The following is a 16383-nucleotide window of genomic DNA, read 5'->3' as shown; positions in this document are numbered from 1 at the left end:
CGGGGTATAAGGAATATCTACCCCGAAACTGCGGGCTAGTCCCCATTATCCTGGCACTCGTGAGGGTTAGTTTGGAGTCCTTCCAGAGGTTCCGATGCCCACAGCGTCGTGCTTCAAACACTTCGCGCAGAAACCGTATCAATGCTCAAAAATCAATGAGCGATTGCTGGTTGTTCTAATGGCATCTGGAACAAGAAGGTCGTCTCGACTTCGTTAGACGCGACGCTCAGGCTACCGCCATGCGCCTTGGCGATCTGCGAGGCAATATACAGCCCTAACCCAAGGCCTTGAAGGCTCGGCCTGACCTCACCGCGTGAGAATGGCGCAAACAATTTGGCTCTCGCAGCCTCTGGGATTGGCTCGCCTGCATTGCTGACCTTCAGCTCGACGAGGGCTCCGGCGACATCAGCATTCACCCGCACCGGGAAATCGGGCGCACCATGAGTCAATGCATTGCCTACCAAATTCGACAGCAGTTGCCCGACGCGTACTGGGTCGCAGTTTACCACTTCGGGTAAATTGAGGTCAGCCTCGATGACCCGGTCAGGATGACCAGATACCAGTTCATCGATGACTTGTTGCAAGACAGGCGTCAGCGGCGCGAGGGTTCGAGAAAGGGTCAGGCCTCCACCCAGACGTCCACGAGCAAAATCCATGACGTTATCGATCAGACCAGCCATGCGGCTGACGCTATGATTCATCATCCCGAGGATGGACGTTCCACGATCGCTCAGCGTCTCGCCGCTGAGCAAATTCATGCCCGCAGAGATTCCGGCCAACGGATTGCGAAGGTCATGGCCTAAGACCGCGATGAACTGCTCTCGCAGCGCAGATGTCTCCTGCTCATTCAGCAAAGCCGACGCGCTGGCTTTCAGCGTGCGATTGAGTTCAATCTGATGCGCGATCATGTCGGCAAAGAGCTTGAACATCGAAACGATATGCGGCTTTTTCACAGTCGCGGGCTTCGGGCTAATCGCGCAAAGCGTGCCAAAGAATGTCCCATCGGCCAATATGATCGGCATCGAGATGTAACTCTGAAGGCCGTAATGCTTAGGGGTATGGTGGGTAAAGTATACAGGGTCTTTCGACACATCGTCGATGACGACGACTTCTCGATGCTCTCTGATCTCATGGCAGATGGTTGTTTCGATTTTCAGCTCATCGCCCGGCTTTAGCCCAAAACCAATGTCATCCTTCACACTGCAAGTGACCCACCGCTCCTCGGTCACTCGCGCGACTGCGCAGAATCCCATGCCTGTCGTCTGGCAAACAACGTCGAGAATTGTCGGGACAGATTTGATGCCCTCGATCAGTTCAATGTCTTGAGCAAAATCCCGGTTCATGCAGTCGGTCGCGCCTCAATCGAATAGTCATCTGTGTCGGTTCAAAAACCGCTGAGCGGCAGCCATACGCCCTCAGGATCGTGACCCGAACCACAGCAATCGCTTTGTCATACCCAAGCATCGTCTCTAGAGTCCATCAAAGCTTAGCGCCCACTTCGGGTCGTGGGGCGAACGGCAGGTCTAGCAGCCTTCTTTCATCGATTCACTAGCGACAGTGAAGGTAGCCTTGGGACAATCCTGCCGTTCCCAAACACCATCGCGAACGGCAGGTTCTAGATGATGCGGCCGTTTGCAGGGCGGCGCCGGTGACGGCCCTAACAAGAAAGGCAAGCCGTTCTCAACCTGCTTCACTTCTGCATCTGCTCCAAACACCCGGTCTGCGACGATTTGGTGCAGGTCCCAGCCGCTCGCGCTTTCCATTGCCTCCGCTCAGCGGATGGGTACGGCGCAAACTTGTTTTTCGTCTTGCTCATTGTAGACCCATTCTCTCAGGAAACAGGGCCTCCGGCAATCCCAGGGCGGTGCATCACAGCCCGCTTCATATTGTGAGCGCCAACACCTACCCGAGTAGGAAATCGATATCGGCATCTGTCAGACTGGTCGAACCAGGCTTCGCCTCCTCATCCCACAGCATATCGGCAAGTCCCCGCTTCCTTTCCTGAAGCGCTAGTATTTTCTCCTCGATCGTCCCGGTCGCGATAAGTCGATGAACGAATACCGGCTTAGACTGACCAATCCGATGAGCCCGGTCGATCGCCTGCGCCTCGACGGCCGGATTCCACCAAGGGTCATAAAGGATCACAGTGTCAGCTGCGGTAAGATTCACACCCGCGCCGCCCGCCTTGAGGCTGACAAGGATAATCGGAACACCGCCTTCCTGAAAGCGCCGAACCGGCCGTCCCCGGTCCCTGGTTGCGCCGCGCAGTTGCTCGAATGGGATGCCGGTACGCTCGAGATCGACCGCTATGAGATCGAGCATTGTGGTGAACTGGCTAAAGATGATGATCCGGCGGTGTTCCGCAATAAGTTCGGGGACCATCTCCCTCAGCCTCTCCCGCTTGGCGGATGCGACCTCGGCGCCAAGATCATTTGGCAGCAGCACGGGATCGCAACAAATCTGGCGCAGCTTGAGCATCGCGTCGAGCACGATGATCTGCGAGCGCATCAGCCCGACCCGGTCGATCTCGTCGCGCACTCGCTTATGCATCAGCAGACGCTGACTTTCATAGAGCCTCAGTTGCGGGGGCGCTAGATCGATGCGCTCGGGGATGATAGTCTTGGGTGGAAGATCAGCGGCGACGGCATCCTTGGTCCGGCGCAGCATAAATGGCCTGATCCGCCGCGCCAGCGCCGCGCGAGCAGACGGATCGTTGTGTTTTTCTATCGGCGTGTAGTAGTTCGTACGAAACCCTTCATAGGTGCCGAGCAGTCCCGGATTGGTAAGGCTCGCCAGTGACCACAAGTCGGTGAGACGGTTCTCGACCGGTGTGCCGGTCAGCGCGACAACCTGGTCGGCCTTCAGCATCGCCGCTGCCTTGAACCCCGCAGTCTTGGGATTCTTAAGCACATGAGCTTCGTCAAGGATGGCCAGCGCAAAATCGCGCGAGCTCAAAAGACCGCTGTCGCGGGCCAACAGCGTATAGCTGGTGAGCACGATATCGGCGCCTGTAAAGTCATCGCCATGCAAGTGGCGTCGATCCGCGCCATGCCACAAAAGGCAAGTTAGACCGGGCGCAAAGCGGGCAATCTCGGCCTGCCAGTTTGGTAACACCGAGGTAGGCGCGACAATCAGCGCAGGGCGTATCGCGGCGGTACCGCCGCGAGTGACCAGAATATGCGCGATTGCCTGGAGCGTCTTGCCCAGGCCCATGTCGTCGGCGAGGATGCCCCCCATGCCCGCTTCGCGCAAAGCTGAAAGCCATCCGCAACCGGTTGCCTGGTAGGCACGCAACTGCGCATCAAGACCTGCCGGCGCCACGAAGGTTTCTCCCCCGGGCGAATTCAGTCTGGCTGCCAGGGCACGCAGGCTATCTTTCGATGCCCATGACAATCCCGCGTTGGCCAGGTCATGAACGGCCCCAAGATCGAACTTGCTGAGCTTCAGGGTCGTCGCACCACGATCGACAAGCGCCATGCGCACGATCGTTTCTATGAGAGGACGCACGGCGCCGAGACGAAGTGCTGTGAACCTGCCGCCGCCAAGCGGCAACGGGATGCGGTATTCGTCGTCTCGCTCGAGAATTTGATCAACGCCACCCGCGAGCAGTCGGCGCAGTGCCGGCAACACATCGATGCGCTGGCCGCCCTCCACGCGCGCGGCCAGCTCGACATCGAACCAGTCGATTGCATTGCCGTTTACTGCCGGCAATGACCGCGGCGAAACCTCGATACCCGGCGCCTGCAAGCTGCCATCTTCAGGCGGGATGAGGACGTGCGGCCACTTCGGCGCGAATTCGATCAGCCAGCCCTCATCCCGCAAGGCCTGGGCATCGTTGACGAGGAACTCGCAGAAACGCTGGTCATGCTCATCATCCTCATCGTTAAAAGCATGATCCCAGCCTTGCTGTGGCTTTGTCTCATAGCGTCCGGTCAAAACAAGAGGCACCAGCGGCGTCTGCGCCAGACGGTCAACTGCGGCCTGCTCGGCTTCGATATCCCGCACGATACGTATGACGCCTTCGGTGCCGCTTACGATCACTTCGGTTGCGGTATGGAGCGGACCAACCCGGTGCGCGCCGTAATTGAACTCGAGCCGCGCTACTAAAAGACCTTGCGATGCCGAGCGTCCTCGCCAGCCCCGATCGTAATACGGACGCCCGACCTTATCGACCAGACAGCGCAGCACTGGCTGCGGAACTATGTCCGTTAGCGATGTCGACGATATCAGTTCCGGCGCCGGCAGCATGTCGTAGGCAATGTCCTGCCAACGTGCGGCCAGCGCCGGGATCTCGTGGGAGGCGACCGGCGGCATGGCCAACAAGCGGCCGACGACCATTGGATTGCCCGCGTCGATGAGCCTGAGCTCGCTTGTGCCGAGATCATAATGGATCGGCGGATCGCCCGCAAAGATCATGTGCCCGGCGGGCTCGTGACCATCCTCGTCAAGGCCAACGACCTGCCGGCCATCAGCCAGGGTCTCCCAACGAAGCTTGCACGCGAAGTGTTCCCGCCTGACGGTAGCCGCAGGACCATCGGGTCCTTTCCAACGCAGCAGCCCCTCAACACTGGCTTCCCATAGCCAGCTCCAACCGTTTGGACCAGTGGGGCTTCGGTTCGCCGTGAAGTCGCCGCCGGCAGCATGGGACATGCGTGACAGGAGCCGCCCTGCCGCCGGCCGGAGACTGCCCCGTGCGTGTTGCACTTCCCACGGATGAGCAGCACGCCACGTAATCTCGTGGGGCCACCGCCTCCAGGCGCGGACCTGAAGGTAATATCGCTCGGGGAGCACCGAGGCGGGCATCCCCCTGCCCGGGCGCTTGCCCTGCTTGAAGATGCGGACTGGTTCGAGACTGAAGCGCAGCTCTTCGTGCTTGGCGCGCACGGCGAGATCGTCGACAACGGCCGCCTCGAGCCATTCGGCCAATGGACCGGTAACAGCCGGCACGCCCTGTCTCTGTGCCTGAATGCGTAAGCGAGGCCTTTCGCGCTCTAGCTGTCCGGCAGCTTCCGATGCCTGCAGCGCAAAGAGTACCGCTGCGACGTGCTTGCATCCCATGCCGACCGGACATGTGCATTCGCTGGCTGGAAGACCGCCGAATTCTTCGTCTTCGTCAAAAATGATTGAGGTGACATAATGGATTTTGCCGCTGCCGCGCACCAGCGCCGAAACCGTGTCGAACGGCTGATCAATCCGCAGATCCGACACGCGCCCTTGTTGGAAATAACGCTTCCCTGCCTCGACCATGCGGTCGGACTGGATGGTAAAATACAGGATGTCTTCCGAAAGCGCGGGGATCATGTCGCCGTTTTTCCTGGCTTACAACGTATTGGTAAGCGGTAGCGTGGTACATGGCGTTCTTTCAAGCCTGCTGCCCTCGCGCGCGGTTATCTAACCGCCGGCGGCGTGTGGGGGAGCATTGACGTTCAACGACCACCTCATGTCGATGACCCTGCCCGAGGTCCGGACCGGCTGCGGCGGTATGATATGTTTCCGGAAGGGATGTCGTTTCTTCATCACGAATACCTGGTCCAGGACCTCGAAAGCATCCGATGGCCGCAATCCTGCGACGAGCGAAACCATCCAGATCGCCGCGGCGGAGAAACTCACGTTCGCTCCTGCCAAGACGGACAAGGAATGTTGAACGGCTGAAGCGCCTGAGCCACCTGGGGTCACCCGTGGCTCCGCGCAGGAATTGCCTTGTGCAGCCCGAGCGCCGCGCTAACGCCAAAAAACCTCACAACAGGAAAGGTAGCACGAGATTCGCGTACCGCGCATTGATGTAATAGGGAAAAGTCTTTCCTGGAACGAACGGCTGGAACTCGGGAAGCATGACGTTCATCACGCCGCCGTCCCCGTCCCAGCACCAGGCAAAAACCGGCCAGGAAAGCAATCGCGCGTAGCTCACGATCGCGCGCCAGTCGGTATTCGGCGCTTCGTTGCTTTCGCCAAATTCCCCGATCATGCACGGGCGACCGGTCGCTGCGAGTAGATCGAGATCCGCAACGGTCAGCGGTCCCTTGCCATTCCACGTCTGCGGATAGACGTGCATCGATAGCACGACATTGCGATCCTGGATCGGGGTGATGCCGCCTGCGCCGGTGACCGCGTCGGCGGCGACGCGCGCCAGCTGCCCGTAGCCGGGCAGATCGATGATGAGGAGGCCGCTGTAATAACTGCGAATGGCAGCGATCGCCTGGTTGTACTGGTCGGCGTAGGCTTTCGCGCCGATCGTCTTGTGCCCCCACTCGTTCACCACGTTGATAATGAAAGGCCCGGCTTCCGCAAGCTTCTTGTAGTTGGCATTCCAGAACTGGATCGCACGGGCCATGTGCTTGGCATCGTCTGCAGGCGAGGGGTGATCGATCGCTTTGAAGCTGTGATAGGTGGCAATGACCGTGTAGCCGCGGGTCGACGCCTCGTAGATCCAGCGCGCAGCGGCATCGACGGCGAAGTCCTCAATTTCCAGGCGAAGTGTTTGAATGGCAGAAAGCGGTTTCATGAGGCTCCAGCCGAGATCAACCTCCCCGCCCGCCTGATAGGATGGCTGAAGATTTATTCCGTTGCCGAAGATCCGGCTTGCCGGCTTACTGTTGCTTCCCCGCCCATTTCCGGGATCGGGGGTGGTGTATGGCGCATAAGCACGGGAGCTCCCCGCCCCAGGAACCGAAGCACTGTAATCGCCACGCTGCGCGCCGTAAGGCGATATTGGCTGCTGTGACTGACTGTAGCCCGATCCGCCGCCCTCTGTTCCGCTCACGTCCCGCTCCTAGCTTAGCGGATAGGTTGGAAGCAGGTCGGTCTTGTTGCGCAAGTAGACGAGTTCAGTCGGCACAACCACTTCCCAAGGCGCGCCAACGAAGACTGCACCAACTGCATGCTTGAGGTTCACCGCGTCAGCACCGCCAAACGGCGGATCGATCGTCAACCTCCAGCTGGAATGATCGGCCGCGCCCGCATCCTCGATCGATACAATGCGGTAGACCTTGTACTGCACCAGGATCTCGCGATCGATGTCGTTGTCGATGGCAAGCGCGGACGGCACATCGTTTACGAGGTCCCAGTAAAGCGTAGACCCAGACAGCTCGAGCCTTTCACTGTCCGTCTTGGCCGCGATCAGGCCCGGCCGGTCGGCATAATCGCCCTGCTCTGCCTCTTTCATCTCTTGAATCATCGAGACGTAGTCGTCATCGCCCGGCAGCGGCGGCTCCCCGCTCTCGCCCCAGATCTCGTGGCGCTTCAAGTACCACAGGAAGACGTTTTCCATCCCTGGGCGGATCGGCACCTGGACGCGCGAGGCGCCCGCCATCAGAAACTTGTCGAAGAGCGGATCACCCGAATCGGCGTCGATCAAGTCCGGCCACTTGCACTTGCGAGCCCACATGCTGTGGTAGAACAGGTAGGTCATGTATTCCCACTCGAACACCTGTTCGAAGAACTGGATGATCGGCATGTCGGCCCCGAGCTTCTCGAAGTCGAATTCGGGGTAGCCGCAAGGCGCCACGTGATCGATCATCGAGCCCATACCGTTAAAATAGTTGCATAGTAGGATCGCGATAATGTGGCGCTTGAACTCGTTGCGCTCAATCTCGCGGTTGAGGAACGGATTGCGCCCCTTGATCCGGACGATATCCGTCGATTGAGCCGTGACTGCTTGGTACGCCGCCAGCTTCCGGCCGTAGTCTGTCATGATGAGATTGTAGATCTGGGCCTGCCAGACGGCGCGCCGCGAATCCGTCAGCTTGCAGCGGATGCTGATCGATCCGGTGAGCGAGAACGCCATTGAGGAATACCCTGCCACCGCAGCCGCAAGCGTCCCCGTTTCCTTCTGCATCGTAATGCTGCCGACCGCGGCCCAAGGTGTAGCGTCCTGGCCTCCCTGCGACCATTCGTCCATCATGCCCTTGAGCAGGTAGCGATTGCCGAGATTGATCGAGACGGCAACTTCGTCCAGCGGACCGGTGCTGCCGGGTTCGCCTGTATAGGCCCGAATATCGTAGTCGGCGTGCACCGCAGCATAGCCTTCGGGAATGTCCACTTTGCCGTCGGTCGAGGAGAAGCCCACCGACTTATCTCCGTCCGCTTCCGAAACGTTTACGGCAATTGCGATCGAAACCGTGATCTCCTCGTCGGGCGGCGCGATATCGTCGGTCGTCGCAATTGCGTACTGGTTTAGGAGACCGCTGTACGTCGTTACCGTGATGCCCGGGATGTCGACTTTGGGTTTGGGGGGCTCGTTTGCTTCCTTGTCCCCCTTCATCTTGGCGTCGTAGAGCGCCTTGAACAGAGCTGCCGGCTCAGGGACGATCATGTCGAACATCATGTGCCTGCCGTAGTTGAAAACCTGAGCATGACTGACGCGGTTGACCCAGTAGAAGATCCCCGAGCGGTGGTCGTTGCCCGCAACGGTATTGTCGATCGAGCCCTTGTTTCGCTCCTCGGTTTCCAAGAGTATCTTGCTCGTCGCAACCGTACGGATCTTCGTCTGCAGGCTTGAAACGGAGCGGTCGACCACGTCCTTCGAGTAGGATCGGGCCTGGCTCGAGGACTGCGATTTGGCATTGGTGTAAGTCACGTTGGCATGCGGCGTGATCGTGATCGAATTGCCGTACTTCAGCGTTGCGGTCACGCCGGCATCGACATTCACCTTTTTGTCGACGGTCTTCTTGACCTCGGACTGCAGAGCCGACTTCTCGCCGACCTGATGATCGCGTTCCTCACTGGTTTGGGTCTCCTGGTCGGTCTCGTTGCTCTGCTCTTTGCGGCTGAGGAACCGGTGGTTCCTGACCTTCTTTTCGCCCGCAAGGATGTTCTGGATGTCGGCGATATCGCCGGCCTCGTACCGCGCGAGCTCCTCCCTGATCAGGTAGAGATCGGCAACGTACGGCCTGATGCAGATGCAGAAGCCGCTTGGGTTGTGGCAACGCTCGTCACACGTGCAGCTGCATTTCGGGTCACCGCGCAAGAGGGTGGAAACGGTTGCCGATTGATCAACCGGCCTGGTCGCCGAACGGCATTTGCGCGCGCATCTGTCGCGGATCAGCAGCGCGGGGATCAGGATCTGCGCCGTCATGATGCGCGCAAGCAGGGCATCACTCGCTTGCTCGGAAAGCACGAAGGTCTTGCCGCCTTCGCAAGCCTTCAGCGCCAGCAGCAGCAGGTAAAGTGCCCGTATGAGCAGTTGAAAATCGTATTTGCAGCCAAGATCGAACTGCGGGGCAAGAATGGAGATCACGTAGTTGTCGGCGATCCGGGCCCACTCCTTTTCGAGATCGAGCGATCCAGAAGCCTCCCAGCCGGCCAGGAACGTCTCAAAGTCCTTCGTCCGGACCGGCTGAGCCTTATAAGAGAGCCAATCGTATAGGCGCAGAAGGTCTGGATCGGGCGGGTGACGGGTCACGAGATCGGCACCCTTGCCACTCTCGGCAAACCGCTCCACCAACGATGCGTATTCCTCCGCACTCTCGGCGGCGAGCAATTGCACGGCGAGCGGCGTCAGCGGGGAGAGGCCGTAGAGCCCGAGTCCGAGGTGCCGTTTACTTTCCTCGGTAATGCGCTGTGCGGGACGCAACATTTGGAATCGACTGAGCTCAGGCATCAGTATCCCCTCCACACCAAGACTATGGTTGTATTTCGGCGCCCTTATCCTTCAGAACAAGACTCAATCACTACCATCTGTTTGAATTGCGCTCATGTAAATCGAGTCGTTTCGCAAAATATTCATGATATTCATTTCATCGGGAAGTTTGTTTGAGCGGCTCGCCGTGCGCGGCGAGAATGCAATCGTCGAGCGCCGCGCCCACTTCTCGGATGTCCGCGTGGCTCTTCCCATTCAAGGCGACGGCCACGTAGACAAGATTTGTGCCTTTGGCGGTCGTTCGCCGAATAATCCCACAATCAGCGAAAGGCCCCTTCTTCTCGATGTAGCCGACCTTGCCTTGCTGGGTCAGCGTCAGACTTTCGTCGGCAGAGAGGTAATTGTTGATGCCGATCGCGAGATCTTCCTGATCGGTGGCCATGACATCATAAATATCGGGCGCTAGCCCGGGCGCGACGAGGCGGTCGCGCGCGATAAGCATAAGGAGTTCCGTAAGCCAGCGGGCCTTGGCATGCTCGTTGCGTGGCATCGAACCACCCCAGGCCTTGCCGCCGTAATCGAGTCCCAGGCTGAGCCCGTCCTTTTCCAATCCGGCAGCCCGGTGAGCCTCATGAATGAAAGGAAAACCGAGGTCGCGGATGCATAAAGCGGCCGCCGCGTTCACCGAGAGCTGTTCTGCAAGGATTAGGCGCGGTCGGAAACCAGCCTTGGAGAGGACCTTGTGCTGGTGCGTGGTCAGGTCGATCTTCAGCGTCTTCTTGCCCGACGCCCGCGTCGCGCTCAGTATCGCGCGAAGCTTCGGCTTGGTGTCTTTCGCGCCTCCGCCCAAGAACCCGCGCGTGAAATCCTTGGACCAGGCTTTCTCGAGCATAGCGAGAAAATCGGCGGGCACCGGTGGGGGGATGATGCTCGCAGCGGCGCCGCGCGCTGCCTGCCTCAAATGGAAGGCCGGCAGGATAAGCGAAATCTTGTCGGTACTCCCAACGAAAGTGAGGTCGTGGTCTTTGAAGCCGACATACGGCGCGTCACTGCTTTTGATGCCGGTGAGGTCGGCAAGTGCGAGCTTGAGATAAGGCTTCTTCTTGGCGAGGAGATGGAGCGCCTTATGCAACTTGCTGTTCTTGGCGGCATCGACCAGCCCCGGATTGGCCGGCGCCGGATAGGGCGACGGTGGCGGTGGTTGAGTGATCGTTCCGCCCCCGCCGGTGATCCCGCCACCAGCGCCGCCCGATCCTCCGCCCCCCGCTCCATCAGGTGCAAATGCAAGCTGGCCATGAACTGGCGACCCGTCCGGCTCAAGCGCAAGAGCATCACCCGTCCGGAGACCATCGTAGTCATCCGAGGGAAACTGAAAATCGCCGTAGCCAGTAAAGCTGCCCATTTCCGATTTTGCCCTAGAAGAGGTAGTCATCCTACAGGATTGCGCGCCGGAAGGCACGCTCGGCCCGCCGCAGCAAGCATCCACTCCGGCTCGCTCAGCACCTACAGCACCGCGATTCCGCTTGCGGTCCTGCTCACAATCCCGCGCATCACGGCGCTTATGACACCGTATTACAGGGGGGCTAACCGCTAAGTTTCGCCTTACTGAACCACTTGCCAGCGTGCTCTCGAACGGAGACGATTGCAGCCGCCCAATGCTGCGGAGATGATCCGCTCCCTCGTCGAAGGGTGGTTCTCAACCTCGAAAGCGACGAACTCGTCGTTGCGGGCCAACCTCGCTGAAACCCTGACGATTGCCTTACAAAACAAAAAATCCAGGAAAGGATGTGCTGTGTGATGAGCCGGTATTCTGCCGATATTTTGCATTTTGCCATGATTGCGAGGGCTGGATTTGGCCAATACCGACATTTGCTAACGACTGTGATTTGATCGTTGCTAGCGTGTCTCATCCAATACGAAGTGACCCTTGGTCTGCTCGTCTTGGCGGGATCCCAACATTCCCATGCCAGCAGGCGAACGCACCCACTTTTCAGAGCGCCATCTCGCCTCATTCCGCGGGCGGAATGGCGTCACCTATGGCCGCGGTCGATAGTTTCCAAGAAGAAATGCATGAGGCGTAAGCACAGTGGCGCAAAGCGATATGCGGCGCCCTCTCTGATCGTCGGCGGTCCCGGCGTTAGGTTCGATCACGAGGCAGGATTTGTCTACGGTATCGCGCACGAAGCGATTGCCCGCGCGTCCAAACCCAGGGCCGACCGGGACCCGAGTACCCTCAAGATGAAGATCGAACGCGGTGGCTTTCAGATCGGTAATTTTGAGTGCATATCGCGAACCGAGCACCTCTATGCCGCTAGGAACACAATTCCAGTTACGACCGTCGCTCAAGCATTCGGCGGCAGCAAGGGATTCGCCGAAATAGCGTTCAGATACCATTTCCTCCATGCAGAGGTAGACAGGCATGCCTGCAGCTGCCCTATCCTTCGCGAAAGGCTGGACCGTGGTTAGCGGATTGAAAACGTTGCCTCCGTAGCCCCAGAATGTGTTCCCTAATTGGTCGATTTCCCGTGACTTGCGCGTCACAATGTCGGTCAGTGTTTCCCCAGCATGTGTCCCCACCCGCATGAAGAAAATACCGGTGCCGGGTACCAACGGGAAGGTCACGGTCGGTTCTCCAGATATTCCAATTCGTACTCACTTTCGTCCGCTTTGCCGTAATCTGGACGTTTGCGCTCGCGCACGTAGTGCACGGTGGGGCGTTGGTGAAGTCCATAGAAATGTTCCAGACCGTGATCCGCAATCCGTTCCGATTGCGCATGCGGCGCAATGTTCCCCGGGACTGCGCGCAAGAACAAATTGCACGACAGTATTTCAACGTCCAGGTGTTAATGATGCCGGCAAGGTTGTAGCTGGGAGACCCTGAAGCCATGCGCAGCGGCGAAGCCCTGCGAATTGGCAAGGACTTCTTCCGCCCATGGCGATTCGTCGTCGTCCGCAATCACCAACAGGCCGTCTCCGGTGTATCCGGTCGCCTCGAACCCACGCTGTGCAAAAACATTTACGCTCCCGCCGTGGTTGTGCTCACCCCACGGAGGGTTGGTGTAAAAGCAATCAAAACGACCAGGCTCCGGAAAGGGGTCGAGAACATTGTAGGTCTCTGCCGCAAGAATGTAGTCCAAGCGTTCCTTGTCAGCAAAGCGCCTGACGGCATTGACGATGCGTTCGTCGAAATCGAAACCGTTATCTTGGTAGGCCCGAAGTCGAACACGCCGCCCTTGTAAAGATAGGCTACGCAGACGCTGACCGCATCGCCGTCACCGATAAATGCAAGGCGGCAATCATTCGCCCAAGCTGCGACCACTTGGCTCTGACGGACCATGTCGCCAGTTTTCATGTAGATTTGGTCGAAATTCCTTAAGGGTCGGGGGCGGTTCTGAACCACGTCGGAAACTTTGTTGATCGCATCCAGTATGTCGAAATCCGCCATGTGCAAAACCCGGCCCTCTTCCTGCCGATATACCTCACCTGCGGGTAGCGACGGGAATTGTGAGTGGACGAAGCGATTCGAGCAAGCGTCTGCTGTTTGCCGTCAGTTCCGCGTTGAAGCGCTCGGCCCATTCGCCTTCGACATGCCGGTCTTCAGAGAGCGGCTCGATAATCGGCAAGAGTCGTGACTTCACGAACCGGCTTACGGAAGGACCTTCCATGCCGAATGCCGCTAGAAAGGCCCTCAAGTCCTCAGCGCCAACTTCCGCCGGGTACCGTGCGTTCCCAATTGTGAAGGACAGCTCGTGCGTGTGCACGTGGCTCAATGTGATGGGCACAAGATCATAGAGCGGAGCCAAACGCGGGACGGCTCCCCTATCATATAAAAGCGCATGGTTCTTTGCGTGGTTGTCGGTGTTGCCTATGGCGAGGTTAAAGACTGTTGCACGCAGGAAGTGATCAACGGCAAGAGCAGGGCTCTCTGTCCGCTTCAGGACAGCGGAAATGGCCCCCACGTCAAAGCGGCGATCGTCGCCGCCCTCCCGCTGATACTTGAGACGCGGTGGGAAACCGAGAGCCTGGGCAAAGTCCTCCTGATGAAGTCGGAATACGGCGCCATCAGCAATTCGCCGGTCAAATCGCCTGCTGATTATCGCTTCATATTGACCGATCCATCTCGAGTGCGATTGGGCGGCATCCAGACCTGAATGGGTAGCAAGACTTGCGCAGTTCGCCTCATAATAGGCCTCCCTAGGAAAAGCGCTCTCGGGAACCTTGAGGATGTGTGTGGTGGGTGCGCCTGTCCCCGCCAGCGGTACAGCATAGCGCCCGTCCGGCATCAGTGTCACAGCAATCTTTCGCTGATATCCAGAGACTGGCGAAGGGTCTCGCAGCTCATTCGGGAGAGGCGCATTTTCTCCAAGCCGGCGCACGATATCGATGAGTTGCTCGTCGTCGATTGGCATGTAGTCACGGGCAAGAACGCCGGGGGATTTAACGCGCGCAGCCCCCTCGGGAAGACAGGAGATCGCACCGGAAAGATCTGCCCCCAAGTGCTGCAAAATACCGCCGATATCATGACGCTCGAGGCGCTCGCGCACGATCACTTGGTCGAGCAGATTGTTTTCTGGAAGCAGGTTCTGGAAGAAGGCACGAACAACGCTATCGCCCAGTGAGACCTCCTGCAAAGGAAGGGACAGCGAAATGGCATGAGCTGCGCTATTGCTCAGGTAGGCGTCGCGATATGCGAAGCTGAGCCGGTCCGTCTCGCCGGTTTCAAGCCTGCCGACAGGTTCGTCAAAGGCTTCGAGCCAGACGTCGAGAACACTCATCGGTTGCGTGGTAAGGCAAGAATGTCGATACCCGCGGCCAAGCAGCATCGCAGCATGCGGTCGACCTCGATGGTGGGCTTGCCAGCCTCCAGTTCCGATACGAATCGCCGGCCCACGCCCGCCAGATCTGCGAAACGCTGCTGCGACATACCAAGCCGTCTGCGGGAATCCCTCACCAGATTGCCGATGTCGACAGTGCTAGTGATGAAGTTCTCTGTTACCTGCAAGTTGCTATCTCTCCCGACGCTGCGCGGGACGGAACCGACTGCCAAGGAAGGGGCCGATGCAGGCGAAAGAGATGGATAGGGCACGCCCGCACCGGGCGAAGCGCGTACGGGCATGATATCCTGGTCGGTAGAGTCGCGGCCAGCGATTATATCTGCGATCCTAGCCTGTTCCTGCCTATTCTTGGGCAAGCTGATTCGCAGCAAATCCTCGGACGAGCCTTTCCCGCGAGCCGCACGATCAATCGCTGACTGGTGTTTTGGTGTTTTCATCTCTGATCCTGTACGGGATCATATAGCGGATGTGCTGGTGCCATGCAACCTCAAAGTGCCCGTACGGGATCAACTGATCCTGAGATTCCGTCCCGAACGGGATCAAAAATGCGTTGGGAACGTTGCTGAGCAACCATTGCTCCCGAGCGGGATCATGGCGCAGCCCAGCCAACCGCCCTTCCTGCTTCGGACACGGTCGTCCGGGGGCAAGGAATCACCTTCGTCAAGACCCCGCTCTGCCAAACGAACGGCATCAATCTTCAGGCGCATTGCGCTACCCCGCCTGCAGCCTGACGGATTACGCGCATTCGAGGCGCGCTCATTTTGCCCAGGATCACGGGCTGCTCTCCGGACGGAGACCGCCCAGCCAAAGCCGAGCGGGCCAACCACTTGGAATCGAAGACGACGAGCTTTCTCTCGTGGTGCCAGCATCAACGTTAATAAATCAGACTTGCGAGCCGTTTCTCAGTTCGGCCCGCTGCCCTGAGAATCACAAAGCGCGATCCCTTTTGGCAGCAGCGGATCAGGTTCTAGGCGCCCGCTTCGTTGTCGGATGCCAGTTCGCCTCCGTAATTGTCTGACGCAGGCGCGACGATCGCCGTGGCCTGGTGCGCAACGTTGATCCAGCCTTCGCCGCGGCGCGCGTACACGCGCATATGACGCGCATGCTTGGTCGGTTGCAGGCCTTCGGCAGTGCGAATGTCAGTATGATAACGCCCGGTCAGGACAGCGGTGTCGCCGTAGATCGTGGCTACATTCTCGTCGATGATGAATCTTTCGAAACGATATATGCCCTTCCGCAATCCATCGATGAATTCTGTCTTTGTGCGCCTCTTGCCCGAGCTTTCGACATGGACGTACGCCTCGTCGGTGACACGATCGAGGCTATCTATGTCGACCTCGACGAGCGCACGCGCCCTGGCCTCATCCAGCGCAAGCAACCGCCGAACTTCCCCCTCGCTCGTCGTCATCGCGGATTCCGGATGAGCTCGTGTCGCTTCATTGTCGACCCGGCCAACAGGCGAGCAACATATCAATCGCAGCGTCCAGTTCTTTCTTCGTAGCGCCGTCGGCCCGCTCGATGGAAATGCCGTTAAGGAAAGTCATGATCGTGGCGGATAGCGCCGACAGGTCCGCGTTCAAGGCCACTTCACCGAGACGTTGGCCCTCATTCAGACGGACTTGCAGTGCATCACGCAGCCTCTGACGGGCCTGCCGAAGTACCATCTGCGCCGTCCCATCTCCGCCCGCGCCCCACAGCACCAGCAGACATCCGGAAGGACGATCAGGAACGGTTAAACTGGCAACCCTTGCTGCGGTTTGGGCGAAGCGTCGCGCCTAAACCTCGTGTGAGCGGCAAGCCTCCGGTTCGGCCTAGCGGGCTCAGAATACCGTCGTTTTGGACGACAGCAGTCTTTTGCTCGCATCTCATATTCGCAGGATGGCAAACCACTTTATACGGAAGTTCTAGATGACCTGGACGTTTGTCGGTCCCGACCAATTCTCGCCGTTCGCCTTTAGGACGCGAACGGCC

12 protein-coding genes are annotated in these 16383 nt (G+C 58.8%); 1 reads left to right on the top strand and 11 read right to left on the bottom strand.

All coding sequences use genetic code 11. The annotated features are described in order from the left end of the window. Positions 1-152: 152 nt before the first annotated feature. Positions 153-1343 (bottom strand): GAF domain-containing sensor histidine kinase, encoded by a 1191-nt coding sequence (locus tag AC1VV3_RS26160; RefSeq protein WP_465128376.1) that lies wholly within the window; start codon positions 1341-1343, stop codon positions 153-155. A 559-nt stretch (positions 1344-1902) separates the two neighbouring features. Further along, positions 1903-5301: a DEAD/DEAH box helicase gene (locus AC1VV3_RS26155; RefSeq protein WP_482963321.1), complete on the bottom strand. Its 3399-nt coding sequence runs from the start codon at positions 5299-5301 to the stop codon at positions 1903-1905. A 139-nt stretch (positions 5302-5440) separates the two neighbouring features. Here AC1VV3_RS26155 and AC1VV3_RS26150 point away from each other — a divergent pair, with 139 nt between their 5' ends. Beyond that, positions 5441-5644, top strand: a complete 204-nt coding sequence (locus tag AC1VV3_RS26150; protein ID WP_482963320.1) for an HU family DNA-binding protein — start codon at positions 5441-5443, stop codon at positions 5642-5644. Between the two features lie 93 nt (positions 5645-5737). Here the strand turns inward: AC1VV3_RS26150 and AC1VV3_RS26145 are convergent, their stop codons facing one another. The 9 genes from AC1VV3_RS26145 to AC1VV3_RS26105 form a co-directional block, all read right to left on the bottom strand. Beyond that, the gene (locus AC1VV3_RS26145) at positions 5738-6760 is read right to left on the bottom strand and encodes a cellulase family glycosylhydrolase (protein ID WP_482963319.1); all 1023 of its coding nucleotides are present in this window, start codon (positions 6758-6760) and stop codon (positions 5738-5740) included. A 9-nt stretch (positions 6761-6769) separates the two neighbouring features. Continuing rightward, the gene (locus tag AC1VV3_RS26140) at positions 6770-9598 is read right to left on the bottom strand and encodes a hypothetical protein (protein ID WP_482963318.1); all 2829 of its coding nucleotides are present in this window, start codon (positions 9596-9598) and stop codon (positions 6770-6772) included. Positions 9599-9734: 136 nt separating this feature from the next. Continuing rightward, positions 9735-10979, bottom strand: a complete 1245-nt coding sequence (locus AC1VV3_RS26135; RefSeq protein WP_482963317.1) for a hypothetical protein — start codon at positions 10977-10979, stop codon at positions 9735-9737. 632 nt (positions 10980-11611) lie between these two features. Beyond that, positions 11612-12199: a hypothetical protein gene (locus AC1VV3_RS26130; protein ID WP_482963316.1), complete on the bottom strand. Its 588-nt coding sequence runs from the start codon at positions 12197-12199 to the stop codon at positions 11612-11614. A gap of 221 nt (positions 12200-12420) precedes the next feature. Next, positions 12421-12714 carry a hypothetical protein gene (locus AC1VV3_RS26125; protein WP_482963315.1) on the bottom strand — a complete coding sequence of 98 codons (294 nt, stop codon included), beginning with the start codon at positions 12712-12714 and terminating at the stop codon, positions 12421-12423. Positions 12715-13056: 342 nt separating this feature from the next. Continuing rightward, positions 13057-14352, bottom strand: a complete 1296-nt coding sequence (locus AC1VV3_RS26120; protein WP_482963314.1) for a HipA domain-containing protein — start codon at positions 14350-14352, stop codon at positions 13057-13059. After that, positions 14349-14849 carry a helix-turn-helix transcriptional regulator gene (locus AC1VV3_RS26115; RefSeq protein WP_482963313.1) on the bottom strand — a complete coding sequence of 167 codons (501 nt, stop codon included), beginning with the start codon at positions 14847-14849 and terminating at the stop codon, positions 14349-14351. Before AC1VV3_RS26115 ends, AC1VV3_RS26120 begins: the two co-directional genes overlap by 4 nt. Before the next feature lie 530 nt (positions 14850-15379). Beyond that, on the bottom strand, positions 15380-15820 hold the full coding sequence (locus AC1VV3_RS26110; RefSeq protein ID WP_482963312.1) for a nuclear transport factor 2 family protein: 441 nt from the start codon (positions 15818-15820) through the stop codon (positions 15380-15382). 28 nt (positions 15821-15848) lie between these two features. Then, complete coding sequence (locus tag AC1VV3_RS26105; RefSeq protein ID WP_465128388.1) at positions 15849-16076, bottom strand: hypothetical protein; 228 nt, start codon at positions 16074-16076, stop codon at positions 15849-15851. Between the last annotated feature and the right edge of the window lie 307 nt (positions 16077-16383).

The organism is Novosphingobium sp. BL-S-34 (genome assembly GCF_056857015.1).
Note: the sequence above shows the minus strand (reverse complement) of the source record. Positions and strands in the feature narration are given on the sequence as shown.

What these genes read in the sequence shown, in the direction of transcription:
- AC1VV3_RS26115 (WP_482963313.1), bottom strand. Translation starts at nt 14,849, where the DNA reads ATGAAAACACCAAAACACCAGTCAGCGATTGATCGTGCGGCTCGCGGG.
- AC1VV3_RS26135 (WP_482963317.1), bottom strand. Translation starts at nt 10,979, where the DNA reads ATGGGCAGCTTTACTGGCTACGGCGATTTTCAGTTTCCCTCGGATGAC.
- AC1VV3_RS26105 (WP_465128388.1), bottom strand. Translation starts at nt 16,076, where the DNA reads ATGGTACTTCGGCAGGCCCGTCAGAGGCTGCGTGATGCACTGCAAGTC.
- AC1VV3_RS26140 (WP_482963318.1), bottom strand. Translation starts at nt 9,598, where the DNA reads ATGCCTGAGCTCAGTCGATTCCAAATGTTGCGTCCCGCACAGCGCATT.
- AC1VV3_RS26155 (WP_482963321.1), bottom strand. Translation starts at nt 5,301, where the DNA reads ATGATCCCCGCGCTTTCGGAAGACATCCTGTATTTTACCATCCAGTCC.
- AC1VV3_RS26150 (WP_482963320.1), top strand. Translation starts at nt 5,441, where the DNA reads ATGTCGATGACCCTGCCCGAGGTCCGGACCGGCTGCGGCGGTATGATA.
- AC1VV3_RS26110 (WP_482963312.1), bottom strand. Translation starts at nt 15,820, where the DNA reads ATGACGACGAGCGAGGGGGAAGTTCGGCGGTTGCTTGCGCTGGATGAG.
- AC1VV3_RS26120 (WP_482963314.1), bottom strand. Translation starts at nt 14,352, where the DNA reads ATGAGTGTTCTCGACGTCTGGCTCGAAGCCTTTGACGAACCTGTCGGC.
- AC1VV3_RS26160 (WP_465128376.1), bottom strand. Translation starts at nt 1,343, where the DNA reads ATGAACCGGGATTTTGCTCAAGACATTGAACTGATCGAGGGCATCAAA.